Raw genomic sequence first — 17,691 nt, forward strand, 5'->3', positions numbered from 1 at the left:
GTAAAGAAAGGTACTCATTAATCTGTCCTTGGATTGAAACCGTCAGGTCCAAAGCCCGGTACTGCTAAAAGGCCCTGAACCCGATCCCTGAAAATTGCTGCTGCCTACACCGTTTGGGGCGTAGCAGCCAGCGCGGCCCGGACCACATCCGGTGTAAAGGGCACCTGCCGAAAACGTCGGCCAGTTGCATCAAACAAAGCATTGGCAATCGCCGAGGCACAGGGCACGGAGGCAGACTCGCCCGACCCCATCGGCGGTTCAGACTGCCTGTCCATCAAAATCACCTCAATGGGCGGGATGCGCGGGAAATCGATAATCGGGTATGCCCCCCACTCCGCGCTGACCACCCCTTGCGCGTCAAAACGCACCTGTTCATACAGGCTGCGGCTCAAGGATTGAATGACATTGCCGTGAATCTGGTGACGCACTCCCGCAGGATTGACCATCTGGCCCGTGTCCTGACCGACGTAAATCTGCTGAACCTCGATCACTCCCGTATCCTGATGCACTCGCAGGTCCAGCAACCAGGCCGACCAGGCTGCGCCAAAACCGGGAAACTTGCTGTGTATATAACGGGCATACGCCAGGCCACGACCATACAGATAGCCCTGCGCATCGGGCTGCCCGCGCGAACCACGATGTCCAATCTGCCACTGGCCTTTGTCCGCGACTGCCTGCAGCAGCTCCTGGGCGCGCACATCCTGATCCAGATAGCGCAGGCGATAACTCAGCGGGTCTACACCCGCCTCCACCGCCAGCTCGTCCAGAAAGCAGTCATGCGCAAACGAATTGGGCATGGCCGACACGCCGCGCAACCAGGAGGCACGCACAATCGCGGGCATGTCCTGGCACACAATGCGCTGCTTGGGATAGCTGTAAGGCGGCACCGCCGTGCGATCGCCCATCTCCAGTTGCCGGGGCGCCGCCGACTCCCGACCGGTCAGCAACAAAGCCAGATTCGGCGCATCATTGGAGGGGTAATGGGTCACGAACTCGTAGTGACGCAGTTGCCCCTCAACATCCATGGAACCGACCACGTCCATCAACTGAGCCGCACCTTTAGGCTCCCAACCGTGCTCCTGTTCACGCGTCAGTTGCACGCGTACCGGCGCCCCCACCGCCTGTGACAGCAAGAGGGCATCGGCACACACGTCGTCAGCGCAATTGCGACCATAACAACCCGCCGCTTCATGACGGATAATCTCCAGATCCGCCTCGTCCTCGCCCAGCAACTGGCTCAAGTGAACGCGCAACATATGCGGGTTCTGTGTGCCCGACCAGATCCGACTATGGCCTGGCTGATAGTGCGCCACTGCGCAAGAAGGGCCTATCGACGCATGCAACTGAAAAGGCCAGACATAAGTACGCTTCAAGCGTTTGCCTTCGGGCGGCAATGCATCAAAGTCCGGCCCTTTATCGACAAGCAAGCGCTCCGTCATGGGCTGACGACGAATCAACTGCTCCAGATTATTCATATCCTCCAAAGGAGGAATCGCTTTCCAGCGCACTTTCAATTCACGGGCGGCACGCATGGCGTGTTCTTCACGAGCCGCGACCACCCCAATAAAGTCGCCAATCACCACGACACGCACATCGTCGGCAATATGACGGATGGACTCCTCGTCCACGGATTCCAGGCTGCAACCGATGAAGTCGCCACTATCACGTCCGGTATAAGGAGGGCGCACAACACGGCCATGCAACATGCCGGGTACACGCACATCGTGTACATAGACCCACTGCCCCGCGACCTTGCCCGGAATATCGACACGCGCCTGGGCGGTCCCGACAATGCGCAATTGCTCGGCCGGTTTGGTGGGAGTTTCCTTATCCAGATAGGCCCGCAGTTCCTGACCTTCCAGCAATTGCCAGTACGTCAGGCTGCGCCCGTCCGGAGCAATGACTGTGCCGTCATCCACACGCAATTGATCGGCGGGCAGCGTCCAGCGTTGCGCGGCTTGTGCTAGCAGCAATTGACGTGCCTGAGCCGCCGCCTTGCGCAGCGGTACAGCATGAATCTGAATGGACGCGCTGGCGATGGTGGGACCCTGGTTGGGCACTGCATCGGTATGCCCCAGCACCATTTGCACACGGGCCATGGACACATCCAGCTCATCTGCCACAATCTGGCTCAGTGCGGTCTGAATACCCGTACCCAGATCCACATGTCCATGAAACGCGCGCACCCACCCCTGCTCGGACACCGCGACAAAAACATCGTCGTGCGCCTGCAAATATTCGGACACCACGCCGGGCTGACCGGGCGAAGGCTTGGGAGGCCGTACCGGTGCCGCTAAAATCAGCAAGGTGCCGCACGCCCTGAGCAAATCCTGCTGCTGGTGACGCGGCGCATCGTAAGACATCACTCTCTCCTGGCTGGGCTCTTTATAGAGGGTCTGGCACGGGACAGTCCGGGTTCGGCCCCTGACAATCCACCCAAGCGCTCGACAAACCTTCAATTACTAGCGTACACGCCCTAATAAAACAAATAAACCGCAACAGATCTTATTTTCCACAACTACTATAAAGATAAAATCAAGGGCCCAATAATCAGTGTAAACCCTATACTAAATGAGATTTCGCGGAATTTTTCATGACTTCCCACAAGGCCTTTGATTGATACCTCAAGGGAGTAGTAGAATCTATTTACTCAATAAATTAAAGTGTATACACTTAATTTAAGCATATCAATACCGAACTGATAAAAGCACCGCCCATCCTGTCCGACAACAAGGTGCGATCTACCCAAGGTGAAACCCATGAACCCTTGTACTCGCCCGCACACTTTGCGGGTCAATCAAGAGACCCACATCATCGAGGTGGAACCCGATACCCCGCTGCTTTATGTGCTGCGCAACGATCTGGAGCTCAACGGCCCCAAGTTTGGTTGCGGGCTGGGCGAGTGCGGCGCTTGCACCGTTCTGGTCGACGGCGTGGCCGCCCGCTCCTGTGTAGTGCCCGTCAGCCTGGTGGAGAATCGCCAGATCACCACGCTGGAAGGCCTGACCCACAACGGACAAGCCAATGATGTTCAGCAGGCATTCATTGATTGCCAGGCGGCACAATGCGGCTATTGCCTCAATGGAATGGTCATGACTGTCCAGGCTCTGCTGGACCGTAATCCGCAAGCCACGGAAGCACAGATTCGGGATGAACTGCGCTATAACCTGTGCCGTTGCGGCACCCATGTAGAGATCATGCAGGCCGCCCTGCGTGTTGCAAAGGCCCGGCAATGAGTCATTCAGTACAGGACTTTTCCCGAGCGCTGTGGCCCGAGCTGCCCAGTGACACCCGCTTGCTGCATGGCGTTGTTGTGCGCCCTCCTTACTGGTCCTACGAAAACGGCCAGTATCTGGGTGCGGAATTACAGACCGTCGACAAACAGGCCGCCCTGCACGTGCCCGGTGTCGTGGACTGTGTACATATCGGTAATTTCCTGGGCGTGCTGGCTGTTCAAGCCGAGCAGGCCCAACAAGGCGCCGCCTTGCTGGATGCTCGCTGGGTCACGCCCGTCGCGGCAAGCCAAGCCGCTCTGCCAGCGGATGACGCCCGCGCGCCCACGCTTACCTCCCCCGACCAAGGCTATGAGTGGCAGTCTGCCCTCGAGCACCCGCATACTGCCTGGGCCCGCGCTTGCTATCACAACAAGCAGCTTTTTGTTTGGGCGCACACCCGGCGCCCCGCGGCTCTGCTGATAGAACTGCAAGCCTTGAGCGGCCTGCCAAGTGAGCAGATCCATCTGCACGATACGGCCGACAATCAAGCCGATGCCTACGACTGCGCGATGGATGCAGCGCTCATGGCCTTTGGCCGCCCCCAGGCCGTGCAAGTTCGGGCCAGCCAAAGCGAAACCAGCATTCGCCTGAGCGTCTATCAAGGCGCCGCCGAGCCAAACGATCTGACTGCCCACTTGCAGGCGTGCCGTTGGCAATTGAACACCTTGTCCGGTGTGCGTCCTTCCCTGGCCGCCATTCTTTGCGGCCAGCAAGGCTTGCCCAGCAGTGGCCTGGCAGTACAAAGCGACTACTTTTCCGCCCCCCTTCCTAATAGTGATGGCGCTGCCGCCAGCAGTGACCCCGACAGTCTGGCCCAGGCCACCGTCTTTGCCCAAGAGTCACAGTTCGATCAGGCCTGCCACCAGTTGGGACTGGACCCCTTGGAGGCACGACTGGAGCATGTCCGCAGCCCGCAAGGGCGCGAATTGCTGCAACGCGTTGCGCAACAGTCAGATTGGTCCGGACCCCTGCCGGCTCACCAGGGGCCGATACGCAAAGGTCGCGGGCTGGCCTACAGTCATACTGTGGAACACATCCCTGGACAGGCAGCCCGTGAGCAGTGGTCAGCGTGGGCTGTAGACGTGAGCGTCGACACCCGCCAGGGGACGTTAAGCATAGACAGGCTGACCGTTGGACACGACAGTACGGAACAGGACAACCCGGAACGAGTACCGGAATCGGCCCCTGCCCTGGCTGACAGATTGGGGCGGTGGGCGCAGCAACTGCTGAACCAGGATCTGGGCAAAAGCGGTGCTCATAGCAGCAAGCCCCCTGTCACGGAAGCGATAAATAAATCTGCCGGCAAACCTACCGTCCAACTGGTCAAACGAGAAGCGGCCGTCGGCCAGCCCTTGGCCTGGAATCAGGGCGTGGAGCTACCCGCTGCGGCCGCCATTGCCAATGCCATTTTCAATGCCAGTGGCATCCGCCTGACCAGTGCTCCTTTTAACGAACAGTCTCTGGCACTGGCTTATCAGGCCACCACCAGCGCCAGCAGTAAAAAACGCAAAGCCTGGTGGGGAGCCTTAGCCGCGGTGGCAACCGGCACCATCCTGAGCGCCCTGCCCTGGCGGCCCGCCATTGCTCCAGTAGGGCACGTGGATACATCCATCTTTTCGGAGCGCGCCATCGAGCGTGGGCGGCTGGTTGCCATTGCGGGCGACTGCATGGTCTGTCACACGGCTGAAGGCGGCAAGCCCAATGCGGGCGGCCTGGGTCTGGAGACCCCGTTTGGAACGATCTACACCACCAACATCACCCCAGACAAAGAAACCGGCATTGGGGGCTGGAGCTACAAAGCCTTTGAACGCGCCATGCGCGAGGGCATCCATCAGGATGGTCGTCATCTGTACCCGGCCTTTCCTTACACCGCTTTTGCCAAAATCAGCGACGAGGACATGCAGTCGCTCTACGCTTATTTGATGACACAAGAGCCGGTCAAGGCCAAGCCACCCGAAACCAAACTGCCTTTCCCCATGAATATGCGGCCTTTGGTAGCGGGCTGGAATCTGCTGTTTCATCGAGACCCCAATGCGTATGTGCCCGACCCGACGCAAACCGTGCAATGGAACCGCGGAGCGTACCTGGTCAACAGCAGCGGACACTGTGCCGCCTGCCATAGTCCGCGCAATATGCTGGGCGCAGAAAAAAGCGGTGAAGCAAATTTCCTGGCCGGCGGTTTTGCGGACAACTGGGAGGCACCTGCGCTCAACAGCCTGTCCAAAGCCCCCATCCCCTGGACAGAACAGGAGCTGTACCAATACCTGCGCACCGGCTACTCCCCCCGTCATGGCGTGGCCGCCGGGCCCATGGGCCCGGTAGTCGCAGGACTGGCTGAACTGCCTGAGTCGGACGTGCGTGCCATGGCCCATTACTTGAGCAGCCTGAACCCGGTCGATCCTGAACAGGAACAAACCCATGCTGCGCAGGCTGCATTACTGGAGCAAAACAGCCGCAGCAATCAGGAAGTGATGGTGATGCCGGGCGAAAACCTGTTCAACGGCGCTTGTGCAGTTTGCCATGACCCGCGAGGTGGCCCGGTGCTATTTGGCGCCCGTCCGTCTCTGGCCCTGAACAGCAATCTGCACAGTGAGCACCCCGACAATACGATTCAGGTACTGATGCACGGCATTACCCGTCCGGCGCAGCCCACCCTGGGTTCCATGCCCGGTTTCAAGAACAGCATGAATGATGAGCAGATGGAAGACCTGCTGAACTATATGCGGGCGCGTTTTGCACCGGACAAACCGGCCTGGACGGGATTAAAAGACAAGATTGCGACCATACGAGAACAGAAAGGTCACTTGTAGACAGGGCGTGTCCGTCGATTGTGTTCAGACACACGGCAGATGAAACAAAGGCGGCTTCAAGCTTTCACTTGGCCGCCTTTGTTTTGGGCTCATTGCCGTCAAACTGGATAAAACCAGGAACTCTCAAGGCAGGCTCTCGACCAGCACGCTGAAGGATTGATCGGGAGCTTGAGTTTACGTAGATATTTGGGTTTGGGTTTGGGTTTGGGTTTGGGTTTGGGTTTGGGTCAAAGCATGGGCCAACAATCGAAACTTGTGTTCCCAGCAAGCCTAAGCTCCAGCGCCAATCACAATCCTGGCTCAGTTCTAGGCCCAGCCCAAATCAGCATCAGGCCCCGAATCCAAACCAAGACCAAGACCAAGACCCCAGCCTAGCCCAGACTCAGCACCCATCAACCCGAAAAACCACCAGTCTCCAGAAACTTTTGTTCTTCCGCTGTCGTAGTACGCCCCAGAATCGAGTTGCGATGCGGAAAGCGGCCAAAGCGCTCCACCACATCCAGATGCTCTTGGGCATGATCCAGCCAGGGACGGCCAATTTCCTGATTCAGGCGCACGGCCTCTTGCTGATCGGCCAGATTCTCGGCATGGGAATACGGCAGGTAGCAAAACACACGACGCTCTGCCGGAATGTGTTTATCCAGCCCCTTGGCCACCATCTCCTTGGCAATCGCCAAACCCTTTTCGTCGGTCGCATACATGCGAGGAGTGTGCCGAAAGGCGTTGCGTGGGAACTGGTCCAGCAAGATCAGCAAGGCGTAGGCCCCTTCTGCGGTCTGCGCCCAATCGTCCAGCTCGCCCTTGGCCGCACGCTCATGCCAGTCCAAAAATCGTTCGCGAAACTCCTGATCGAAGTCATCGGACTTGCGAAACCATTTCTCTGGCCCTGATTCGACCCAGAAGGCTATCACTGCCTGAGGATGGGGACGTGCATCTGCCATGGTGTTCTCCTGGAAACGGTACGCCCTCCTAATCGGAGCGTGACCTTAAACAGACAGGTAAGTGCGCCGCACCTGCTCGTTGGCGCTTAACTCCTGCATCGTGCCACTGTACCGTATTTGCCCTTTTTCCAGCACATAAGCCCGATCCGAAACCAGTTCGGCAAAGTGCAGGTTCTGTTCGGACAACAAGATACTGACACCGGCCTGCTTGAGTTCCAGAATCATGTTCACCATCTGCTCCACAATCACAGGCGCCACCCCTTCAGAAGGTTCGTCCAGCAAGACCAGATACGGATTACCCATCAAGGTCCGAGCCACGGTCAGCATTTGCTGCTCACCCCCGCTCATTTGTCCGCCAGGCCTGTCTTGCATCTGGCCCAGATTGGGAAACAGGCTGTACAAACGTTCGGGCTGCCAGTGAGGAGCTGCCGAGCCATCCGGCCAGCGCCGAGCCGGCTGACGGCCCACCTCCAGGTTCTCCGTGACGCTCAGGTCAGTAAAAATACGTCGATCTTCGGGCACAAAACCCAAGCCGGCACGTGCAATTTCGAAAGGCTGCTTATCGTGGATGACTTGACCCATAAACTCGATATGGCCTTTGGCGCGCTCCATCAAACCCATGATGGACTTCAAGGTCGTGGACTTGCCCGCGCCGTTACGGCCCATCAGCGCAACAACTTCGCCCCGCTGCACGGTCAAGGCAAGGTCAAACAGAATATGCGCCGCGCCATACCAGGCATTCAGGCCCTCAATACGCAGCAGGGCTTGCCCGTTCGCCCCATTTTCGCCAGCCCGTTCAGAACCGGCCCACACAGCCTGCGTCATGCTGACTCCTTGCTCTCGAATGTTTTACCTGTACCAAAATACACTTCCTGCACCTTGGGATGCTGACGGATATAGTCTGCATCCCCTTGTGCCACCAGTCGCCCCCGAGCCAGCACAAGCATGCGGTCCGAGTGCTCGAACACCACGTCCATGCTGTGTTCGGTAAACAGCACGCCCATATTGCGTTCGATCACCAGTTTCTTGGTCAGACGCATCAGCTCATTGCGCTCTTTGGGCGCCATGCCGGCTGTGGGTTCGTCCATCAGCAAAAGACGCGGATCATTGGCCAGCGCAATCGCCAACTCCACCCGCTTCACATCCCCGTAAGCCAGCTCGCTGCAGGGCCGCTCGGCCTGGCTCAGCATGCCCACCTGATTTAACAAGTCCAACGCTCGCGCACGCTCGAACTGAGCCGCCCGACGCCAGAAAGAGAAGAGCTTTTTCTGATGCGCCAGCAAAGCCATCTGCACGTTCTCCACCACGGTCAGGGACGCAAAGGTGGCCGCAATCTGAAACGTGCGACCCACGCCCATGGCCGCGATCTTGCGGGGCGCCAGCCCCACCAGTTCCTGGTCGCCCAGTCGCACTGACCCGGCCGTGGGCGTCAACTGCCCCCCTACCATATTGAACGTCGTCGTCTTGCCTGCGCCATTGGGCCCGATCAAGGCCAGAAACTCGCCGGCCTGCACATCGAACTCGATACCGTCCACGGCCAGATTGCCGCCAAACGCTTTTTTCAGCCCCCGTACTTGCAACAAACTCATGACGATGCCTCCGATGCCACGGGACGATGCGCCCAGCGCTTGAAAAAGCCAGCAATGCCCTGCGGGAAAGCCAGAACCAGCAGCAAAATCACGCCACCGAACAAGGCCCGCCAATACTGCGTGACGCCCAGAAAGAAATCCTGCAACAAGGTAAACACCGCTGCGCCTACCACCGGGCCAACCAGCGTTTGCAAACCGCCCAGCAACACCATGACCAGGCCGTCCACCGACTTGTTCACCGCAATCACCTCGGGCGATACGCTGCCTTTGGAGAAGACGAACAAGGCGCCGGCCAGCCCTGCAAATGTGCCCGCAAGAATAAAGGTCAACCACTGCACCCGCTTGACAGGTATGCCGATCGCCTCGGCCCGCAAGGCCGAATCACGGCTGGCACGCATGGCATAGCCAAAGGGCGAGAACAAAATACGCCGCAGCAGGAAGGCGGCAACCGCCACCAACAACAAAGCGAAGTAATAGTAGCGATCACCCGACAACCACTCTGCCGGCCAGATGCCCACCACGCCGTTGGAGCCGCCCGTAAAACTGTCCCACTGATACACGATTGACCACACAATCTGCGCAAAGGCCAAGGTCAGCATAGCCAGATAGACCCCGGACAGCCGCACGCAGAACCAGCCAAAAACCAGCGCCCCCAGACCCGCAACGGCCGGAGCCAGGATCAGGGACCAGCCCATGGACAAGGCCGCAGCCTTGAAAAGCAGGGCCGCCGCATAGGCACCCAGCCCAAAGTAGGCGGCATGACCAAACGAGTTCATCCCACCTGGCCCCATCATGAAATGCAGGCTCAAGGAGAACAGGGACAAGACCAGAATATCCAGGGCCAGCACAGGCGCGTAGGGGAACCAGTCGCTCAGTAAGGGCAAGGCAGCCATCACGACCAGAACCAGCAGCACCATGATCTGGAAGGCCGTGCTCCCGGCCCGCAGAGGAGCTTCAATCGGAGCCGAATTACGGCTGACCGCCTGGGCGCGACCAAACAAGCCCCAGGGCCGGAACACCAGCACCACGGCCATGAAAATAAACTCCACCACCAGCGTCAATTTGGGAAAGGCAAAATCCACGCCAAACATGGTGACAGTACCCAGAGCGATACACAGCGCCTTCAATTCAGCAACGATCAACGCCGCCACGTAAGCACCGGGGATGGAGCCCATGCCTCCGACCACCACAATCACAAAGGCGTCACCGATCACGCTCAAGTCCAGCAACAGATTGGCGGGCTGACGCGGCAACTGCACGGCTCCCCCCAAACCAGCCAGAAAAGCCCCCAGGGCAAAGACGCCGGTAAACAGCCAGGCCTGATTGACACCCAGCGCGCCCAGCATTTGCCTGTCATGCGTGGCAGCACGCACCAGCACGCCCCAGCGGGTACGGGTCAGCAACAACCACAGCAAGCCCAGCACCACCGGGCCGATCACAATCAGCACCAGGTCATAAACCGGAAAGAAGCGTCCTGCAATGGAAATGGAACCGGTCAGGCCCGGGGCCAGTGGCCCGAGCAGATCCTCCGGTCCCCATACGGCAAGAGTCGCATCATTGATGACCAGCACCAACGCAAAGGTAGCCAGTAACTGGAACAACTCGGGCGCTTTATAAATACGCCGCAACAGCACGATTTCCAGTAATGCCCCCAGGGCGCCCACCAGCAGCGCCGCCACAATCAGGCCGGCCCAGAAACCCAGGGCTGAACCGCCCAGAAATTGCACCGTGGAATACGCCAGGTAGATACCCAGCATATACAAGGAGCCATGTGCAAAGTTGACAATGCGTGTCACCCCAAAGATCAGAGATAAACCCGCCGCCACCAGAAACAAAGACGATGCCTCGGCCAGCCCGTTAAGGAACTGCACCCATAAACCCGATAAGGCCATTACTGCCTCGCGTCAGAAGTGGCGCGCCAGACGGCGCGCCGATCTACGAAATACTGCGTTCTTGGAATTATTGATTGGCCGCGGCAGGACGCCACTGGCTGACCTGCTCATCCGTAGGCTGTACATCTTTGCCATCGGCATAACGGATATGGGTCATGATGCCCTTGCCATCTTGCTTGGCCAGCACACCCACATACGCCCCTTGCGTGGACTGATGATCCTGCGTGCGGTAGGTAATGGGGCCAAAAGGCGTCATCACATCCAGACCACGGAAGGCCTTGATCATGGCCTCTGTGTCCGTAGAGCCGGCTTTTTCAATCCCGGCAGCAATCGACACAATGGTGCTGTAGCCAATAATGGTGCCCAGGCGCGGGTGCTCGTTGTATTTGTCCTGATAGGCTTTCAGGAACGCATTGTGTTCAGGGGTGTCGATGGCATACCAGGGGTAGCCTGTCACGATCCAGCCCTCGGGGGTTTCCTCGCCCAATGGGTCAAGGTATTCCGGCTCGCCGGTCAACATGCTGACCACGGGCAGGGCCGGGCTGAAGAACTGACGCTGATTGCCCGCCCGTACCAAACGAGCCAGATCGGAGGCAAAAAGCACATTAAAGACGGCATCAGGCTTGGCCTCGGACAAGGCCTGCACCACAGCACCCGCATCCACTTTGCCCAGCGGCGTGGCCTGCTCGGCCACAAACTCGATATCGGGCTGGGCTTCTTTCATCAAGGTCTTGAAGGTGGCAACAGCCGACTGACCATATTCGTAGTTGGGATACACAATCGCCCAACGCTTCTTGTTCAGCTTGACCGCCTCGGGCACGAGCATGGCCACCTGCATGTAGGTGGAATTGCGCAGACGGAATGTGTAGCGGTTGCCATCGGCCCAGACGATCTTGTCCGTCAGGGGTTCACTGGCCAGGAAAAAGACTTTCTTGTGCTTGGCAAAGTCCGTAATGGCCAGACCGATATTGGACAGGAAAGTCCCGGTCAGCACATCCACCTTCTCACGCGAGATCAATTCCTCGGCAGCGCGTACTGCATCGCCGGGATTGGAATTGTCATCCTTGATGATCAACTGCAACTGCTTGCCGTGAATCCCCCCGGCCTGATTGATCTGCTCAACCGCCAGCTCCATCCCGTTTCGATACGGCCCCAAAAATGCAGGCTGGGACTTGTAGCTGTTCAGCTCCCCAATCTTGATCACGTCTTGGGCAACAGCGGCGCTCCCCAAGGTTTGCAACATCATCGTTCCTGCCAGTGCTACCCCTGCAAATGTCTTGTTCATTGTCTTCTCCGTGGGCTTGTGAGGCGAAACACGACTCAGCAACTTGTCTTGTTTTAGTGATTTAAAGTGTACACATGGTATTTTTGCGAGTAAATCGGCCAAGACCTAGGGATATACCCTTGAACACTTTAAACATAAAACACAACAAGCCACGCAGAAAGCCGATAAAGCAAGGAAACCGAGAAGAAAATGAGCAGAAAAAGCTGTTTGCCCCAGGCTCGAGAAATTGCCGATATACAGTGACTACACTCAATAAGCCCAAGGATTACAACACTAGCACCCCGCTTCGTTCCTGCACGCGCCGAATCATGGATTTCATAAACTGCTCCATCATATCCGGCAATGGGGCATTAATCGGCTAAAAAACCCGGGATGAGGGGGGCGACCCGACACGTCAGCCACGGTTTGGGCCCGATCTCATCCACTGCGTGTCTCATGCACGTTTTGCCCCGCGGAAGGCAAATCATAGAGTTGGGGGGTACGGGTAGGATTGAAGTCCTGCCATTGGCCCTCGCTCCAGGTGCCATCCGCCCATTCGATGGCATAACCACCGCCCTGCTGCATCTGACGCACCAGCGCGGCCTCAACGGCCTGCCCCAGGCGCACCGCCAGCATGACTCCGGAGACTCGGTTCAAGGGTTCTCGGCCAGGTTTGCGGCCTCCCAGTTTCACAATCCCCCCCACCATGGCACCCACATACGCCCCCAGCGCCAGAAAGGCAATCAGCACAAACTGTGGCCAGCCCGTCATGCCAAGCAACCACCAACCCACCGCTAAGCCGAGCACGGCCCCCACCACCCCGCCCACCATGGCTCCCAGCCCGCCGCCACGCGCCGCCTTGTCCAGGGTCCTGTCGCCTCCAATCGGGTATTGGGCATGCTGGCCTCCAGGCTTGAGATAGAAAATCTGCCTATCTCGCTCTTCCACACCCTGGGTTCGCAGCATTCCGGCCACTTGCTGGGCTTGCTCAAAAGTATCGAACTGCGCGGCGATAATGCGTTCCATGACTTGGCTCCCTCAGGAAAATAGACACCCGTGACCCAGCAACTTCTGTTCCTGTCCGTCTTCGGATACTGGGGAAATCCTCTATAAAGCTTCAACTGGAAATATCAATACCTAAAGAATTTTGACGTTATATTCTCAGAATATAAAAAAACGTGCGCCTGCAAGGCAGCTCATGAGGAGACCTGATGTTGACTTCCCCCCGTCGCTTCCCATCCCGGCTAGGCCTGGGTCTGCTGACCACCAGCCTGCTACTGGCCGCCTGCGCCACCACGCCTCCTGCGGATCGCAGTGTCATCATCAAACGCGATCACTACGGCACACCGCATATTTATGCGGACAGCACCTACGGCCTGTTTTATGGCTATGCCTATGCAGTGGCCACTGACCGTCTGTACCAGATGGAAATTGCCAAGCGCTCGGGCTGGGGAACGGTAGCCGAAGTGCTGGGACCGGACTTTCTGGAGCTGGACAAAGTCACCCACACCAATATCGACCCGGACTCCATCCGCCAGCAACTGGCCGCCCTGTCCAACGAGGATCGCGCCATGTTTGAAGGCTATGCCGCCGGGTTTACCCAGCGCGTGCGCGAGGTGAAAGCCCAGCCAGATACCTTGATGCCCAAGGAGTTTCTGGATAAGGGCTTTGAGCCGACCGAATGGCAGCCCGAAGACATTGCCATGGTTTGGGTGGGCCTGATTCTGAACCGCTTCTTTGCCGGGACGGCAGAAGTGGCCAATCTGAATCTGCTGGAAACCCTGAAGGCTGATCAGGGTGCGGAGCGTGGCGAACAACTGTACAAGCAATTGCGCTGGCTGAACGACCCCACCGCCCCCACCATCATTCCCCAGCCCGAGGTCAAGACCGCGCTGGCCGATCTGCCCAGGCATTTGCAAGCCCTGTCCTCGCAAGCGGCGCAAGACTATCTGCATAAGCAAGCCCTGGCCCTGGGTCCCACCGTGGCCGCTGGCACGCCTACGGCCAGCAATGCCTGGCTGCTGGGCCCCGCAAAGACGACTCATGGTCATGCCGTGCTGTACAACGGTCCTCAACAAGGCTGGTACACCCCGTCCATTACCTATAGCGTTGGCCTGCACGGAGCCGGTTACGATCTGACAGGCAGCACCGCCGTTGCCCTGCCCGCTATCCTGTTCGGTACCAATGGCCAAATTGCCTGGGGCTCTACCGTCGGTTCGCTCGACACCAACGACGTCTACCAATTGCGCTTGAAAGAAGGCGACCCGCACCGTTACTGGTACAACAACGCCTGGCGTCCCATGGAGCACAAGCAGGTGCGTATCAAAGTGCGCGGGCAAGACGATGTGATGCTGGATGTATACCGTGCGGCTCAAGGCTATGTCAGCAGTTGGGACCAGAAAAACAACACCGCCTACGCCAACCGCCGCAGTTGGGAGGGTCGGGAAATTGAAACCCTGCTGGGCTGGGCTCATGCGGCCAAAGCCAGGAACTGGGAAGAGTTCATGGCCCAGGCTGCCCGCGTCAGCGCCTCCATTACCTGGTTCTATGCGGATACCAAAAACAATATCGGTGCCGCCGCACTGGGTCTTTTACCCCAGCGCCCGGCCAGGCAGGCCATTCAGTTCCCTGCCGCCGGCGATGGCAGCATGGAATGGCAGGGCTTTCTGAGCTTTGACCACAACCCCAAAATCCTGAATCCGCAGCAAGCTTATATTGCCAGCTGGAACAACAAGGCCTATAGCGCCTTGCTGGCAGACAACTCCAACTTTTCCTATGTGGACCGCGTGCAGGAATTGCTGGCTCCTTTGCAAGCCAAACAACGCCTGAGCGACGAAGAGATCTGGGGTATCGATTCCCTGGGCGCTCGCTCTGACCTGAATGCGCGTTACTTTGTGCCCTTCATTCAGGAGGCGGCCCAACTACCCCACGCCAGTGCCTTGGCTCGTCAAGCTGCCGAACAATTGAAAGGCTGGGATTACAAGCTGCACGTGAGCAACGATGGCAAGCACTACGAAGGCAGTGCCCCGGCCATCATGCAAGCCTGGATGCATGCCGCGGTGCCCGTCTTTCTGCAAGATCGTTTGCCTGACAGCATCTACAAGACCTACACGCAAAACCTGTATCCCGCCATGGATGACCCGCGCAGCGCGCAGCCAGCCGCTGCGGCCAAACTGATCTGGAATGCGATCCAGGGCCCGGCTGCCGGTGTCCCGCAAACAATTGATTTTCTCCAGGGCCGCCCTGCCCCGGAGCTGGTCCTGGAAGCGTTGGAGAAGGCCGTCGTCCATTTGCAAAAGTTGCAAGGCGCACAGCCCGCACAATGGCGTGCCCCGGCAGTTTCCATGCTGTTTGCAGCTCGCAACGCGATCGGGGTGCCGTGGTCTGACCCCGCCTATGAGCATCGTGTGACGCCGTATCTGAACACCGGCAGCGCTCGCTTCCAGTACGTAATGGACCCAAGCGGGGTGCGTATGTGCTCGATCATGCCGCCAGGACAAAGCGGCTTTATCACCCCCAAAGGGCAAGCCGATCCGCATTACTCGGATCAGCTGGACATGTTTGCCTCGTTCAAGTGCAAGCGCGATGCCATCAGCGCATCAGACATAGACAGCGCCAGTGAAACTACCCAGACCTTGCACTACTAACACGGCCATGAAAAACGGGACCTGAACCACATCAGGTCCCCTTGTCCTATGAGCCGACGGTAGGGATCGATTCCTGGGTCACCACCTGATTGCGTCCCGCCCGCTTGGCCTGATACAAAAGCTGGTCAGCCCGCATTAAGGCCTCTTCAATGGCCTGCCCAGGCTGACACGGCGCCAAGCCTAGGCTGGCCGTAATCTGAAAAGGCTCACGGTCGTGGTTATAAAAGGTTTGTCCCTGGACCTGCTGCAAAAGAATATGGGCAAAGCTCAAAGCTTGCGCGTCGCTGCGGCCAGCCAGAATCAAGACAAACTCTTCGCCACCATACCGGGCCGCCAGATCATGGGCTCCCAAATGCGCCTTGAACAAAGCCGCAGTGCGCGTCAGGACATCATCCCCTACCGAATGGCCGTGCGTATCGTTGATCTGTTTGAAATGATCCAGGTCCACCATCAATACATGCAAACGCTCCTGTACCGGGCCCTGCCCCAGTTGGCGGCTAACCGCCCCCCGGTTCAGCAAGCCGGTCAAGGTATCGTGCGTGGCTTGTCGATACAGCCGCAATAACAAGCCAAGGTGAAAGTAATTGGCGGTCAGGGCCACCACCAGCAAGGCGCTCAAGAGCCAGAGGTCCTGCAAGCCTTTCGCGCTGAGCCAGGTCCCCGAGCTGACGCTGGCCAGAATCTGCAGGGCAATCAGGGCGCCCCCCACCAAAGCGGATTCAAGCAGCGTAAACGGAAAAATACTTAACGTGGCCACCAGCAAAAAAGGGATAAAGCCATACCCCAGCACGACATAATGCGCGGCCCCTGACAGGGTCAACAACATATATGCATAAAAGGAAGCTGGCAAAATAAACACCAGGCCACTCAATACATAAATACGGGTAATGCGTTGATGGCCGTGGAAGGCCAGCCAGACACACGCGATCAGGCCCGCCAGGCTCAGGATACGGACTGCCATCAGGTGAGCAGGCCAACTGGGCAAAACCAGCCAGTCCATCAAGGTCCACAGCGGGGTGAGCAACGCGAACAGCAAACCGACCAGAACTACCCGGCTGCGCAAATACTCCATACGGGCATGAATGAAGTCACGAGAATGATACTTCCCGCTCAGTGTGTCGCGCACCGAGCTAATACTGATTGCTTGCAAGTTTTTCCAGCCTTTCAGAACTGTTCCCATCAATCAATTCGCCAATAAGAAACAAAGTAACATAACGGCAATTTTTAGTTACACGGATATAAAAAACAAGCTGTCAGTTCTTTCAGGGTCGGCCAGCGCCGACCCCTTTTACATTCACGCTGCTTGCGCCTGTTGACTCATCCAGCTAATCACTTCTTCCAACATCGGTTCGCCCGAATCCTGCGGGCGCCACAACAGGCCCAACTGACCGTGCAAACGCTGATCACTCCAATCCAGTTCCAGGATGCACAGTTCCGGGTAGACCGGCACCATGCTGCGCGTCATGGGGACTAGAAAATCACTGCCTACCGCCACACGTGCATTGGTATGTGCGTAAGCCGATTCAATGGCACAAGTGGGATAAACCAGACCCTTGGCATCCAGACTCAACTCGAAACTGCGTCGCATAGGGCTATTCCGAGGAGGCAGTATCCAGGGATAGTCCAGCGTTTGCTCCCAGGTAATCTCCTTTTGCTGGGCCAGCGGATGCTCGCGCCAGGCGGCCACGCCCAACGGCACCATGCCTAGCGGCAAATAGGCCATTGCCGGATTGCGCCCGGCCTCATCCACCCGGCCAATCACCAGATCCAGCTCGCCCTGTTCCAGATTGCGGCTCAAGACATCCAGGGTGCCCTCCTGAATGCGAATATGGCACTGGGGATCACGCTGGTGCAAATACACCAATAACTGTGGCAAATAAACTGCGGCCACCATCGGTGAAATACCCAGCGTGAACTGCTGACGAAAACCCTGCCGGTATTGTTCCAGCGTGGCATTCATGCGATCGAGGCGATTGAGCACACCCTGCGCCTGGGAAACCAATGCCAAGGCAGCGGGCAACGGTTCAATACCCCGCGCATGGCGCTCAAATAAGGGCATGCCTATATTGTCCTCAAAATCCTTGAGCCATTTGGACAAGGCAGGCTGAGTCATATTGGATTGCCGGGCGACATCGCTCATGCTTTTTTGTTCACACAAACGAATTAAAACCTGCAAATGCTTCAAGCGAATGCGTTCACTCCAGCTCATGACTTACCTATATGAAAGGGGTATAGATACCTGCCAGTTATTCAATTTAACATTATGGCCACAG

Annotated in this window: 12 protein-coding genes; 3 read left to right on the top strand and 9 right to left on the bottom strand. The window is 57.8% G+C overall.

Features of this window, described 5'->3' with window-relative positions; genetic code table 11:
• Positions 1 to 104: 104 nt before the first annotated feature.
• Positions 105 to 2,363, bottom strand: a complete 2,259-nt coding sequence (locus tag VF694_RS15930; protein ID WP_003802268.1) for a xanthine dehydrogenase family protein molybdopterin-binding subunit — start codon at positions 2,361 to 2,363, stop codon at positions 105 to 107.
• A gap of 396 nt (positions 2,364 to 2,759) precedes the next feature.
• On the opposite strand from VF694_RS15930, the gene VF694_RS15935 reads away from it, so the two are divergent.
• Together VF694_RS15935 and VF694_RS15940 are read left to right on the top strand one after the other, a co-directional pair.
• Positions 2,760 to 3,236 (top strand): (2Fe-2S)-binding protein, encoded by a 477-nt coding sequence (locus VF694_RS15935; protein WP_003802266.1) that lies wholly within the window; start codon positions 2,760 to 2,762, stop codon positions 3,234 to 3,236.
• Positions 3,233 to 6,085, top strand: a complete 2,853-nt coding sequence (locus tag VF694_RS15940) for a c-type cytochrome (protein ID WP_440164894.1) — start codon at positions 3,233 to 3,235, stop codon at positions 6,083 to 6,085. Before VF694_RS15935 ends, VF694_RS15940 begins: the two co-directional genes overlap by 4 nt.
• Before the next feature lie 392 nt (positions 6,086 to 6,477).
• On the opposite strand, the gene VF694_RS15945 is transcribed toward VF694_RS15940, so the two are convergent.
• The 6 genes from VF694_RS15945 to VF694_RS15970 all read right to left on the bottom strand — a co-directional run bounded on the left by VF694_RS15945 (position 6,478) and on the right by VF694_RS15970 (position 12,797).
• Complete coding sequence (locus tag VF694_RS15945; protein ID WP_003802262.1) at positions 6,478 to 7,026, bottom strand: DUF924 family protein; 549 nt, start codon at positions 7,024 to 7,026, stop codon at positions 6,478 to 6,480.
• A gap of 45 nt (positions 7,027 to 7,071) precedes the next feature.
• The gene (locus VF694_RS15950) at positions 7,072 to 7,851 is read right to left on the bottom strand and encodes an ABC transporter ATP-binding protein (protein WP_003802260.1); all 780 of its coding nucleotides are present in this window, start codon (positions 7,849 to 7,851) and stop codon (positions 7,072 to 7,074) included.
• Positions 7,848 to 8,615, bottom strand: coding sequence for an ABC transporter ATP-binding protein (locus tag VF694_RS15955; RefSeq protein ID WP_131070872.1), 768 nt, complete (start codon positions 8,613 to 8,615; stop codon positions 7,848 to 7,850). The genes VF694_RS15950 and VF694_RS15955 overlap by 4 nt, the downstream gene beginning before the upstream one ends.
• Entirely contained in the window at positions 8,612 to 10,507 is a 1,896-nt protein-coding gene (locus tag VF694_RS15960) for an ABC transporter permease (protein ID WP_059318872.1), read from the bottom strand. The genes VF694_RS15955 and VF694_RS15960 overlap by 4 nt, the downstream gene beginning before the upstream one ends.
• A gap of 67 nt (positions 10,508 to 10,574) precedes the next feature.
• Complete coding sequence (locus tag VF694_RS15965) at positions 10,575 to 11,750, bottom strand: ABC transporter substrate-binding protein (protein WP_100214854.1); 1,176 nt, start codon at positions 11,748 to 11,750, stop codon at positions 10,575 to 10,577.
• A gap of 459 nt (positions 11,751 to 12,209) precedes the next feature.
• Complete coding sequence (locus VF694_RS15970) at positions 12,210 to 12,797, bottom strand: hypothetical protein (protein WP_440164895.1); 588 nt, start codon at positions 12,795 to 12,797, stop codon at positions 12,210 to 12,212.
• A gap of 185 nt (positions 12,798 to 12,982) precedes the next feature.
• Between VF694_RS15970 and VF694_RS15975 the strand changes: the two genes are divergently transcribed.
• The gene (locus VF694_RS15975; protein ID WP_440164896.1) at positions 12,983 to 15,418 is read left to right on the top strand and encodes a penicillin acylase family protein; all 2,436 of its coding nucleotides are present in this window, start codon (positions 12,983 to 12,985) and stop codon (positions 15,416 to 15,418) included.
• A 46-nt stretch (positions 15,419 to 15,464) separates the two neighbouring features.
• Here the strand turns inward: VF694_RS15975 and VF694_RS15980 are convergent, their stop codons facing one another.
• Together VF694_RS15980 and VF694_RS15985 are read right to left on the bottom strand one after the other, a co-directional pair.
• Entirely contained in the window at positions 15,465 to 16,598 is a 1,134-nt protein-coding gene (locus VF694_RS15980; RefSeq protein ID WP_240209530.1) for a GGDEF domain-containing protein, read from the bottom strand.
• A gap of 114 nt (positions 16,599 to 16,712) precedes the next feature.
• Complete coding sequence (locus tag VF694_RS15985) at positions 16,713 to 17,627, bottom strand: LysR family transcriptional regulator (protein ID WP_440164897.1); 915 nt, start codon at positions 17,625 to 17,627, stop codon at positions 16,713 to 16,715.
• Positions 17,628 to 17,691 lie beyond the last annotated feature (64 nt).

The organism is Alcaligenes sp. Lyrl_28 (assembly GCF_051948705.1).
GTDB classification, from domain to species: Bacteria; Pseudomonadota; Gammaproteobacteria; order Burkholderiales; family Burkholderiaceae_B; genus Alcaligenes; species Alcaligenes ammonioxydans.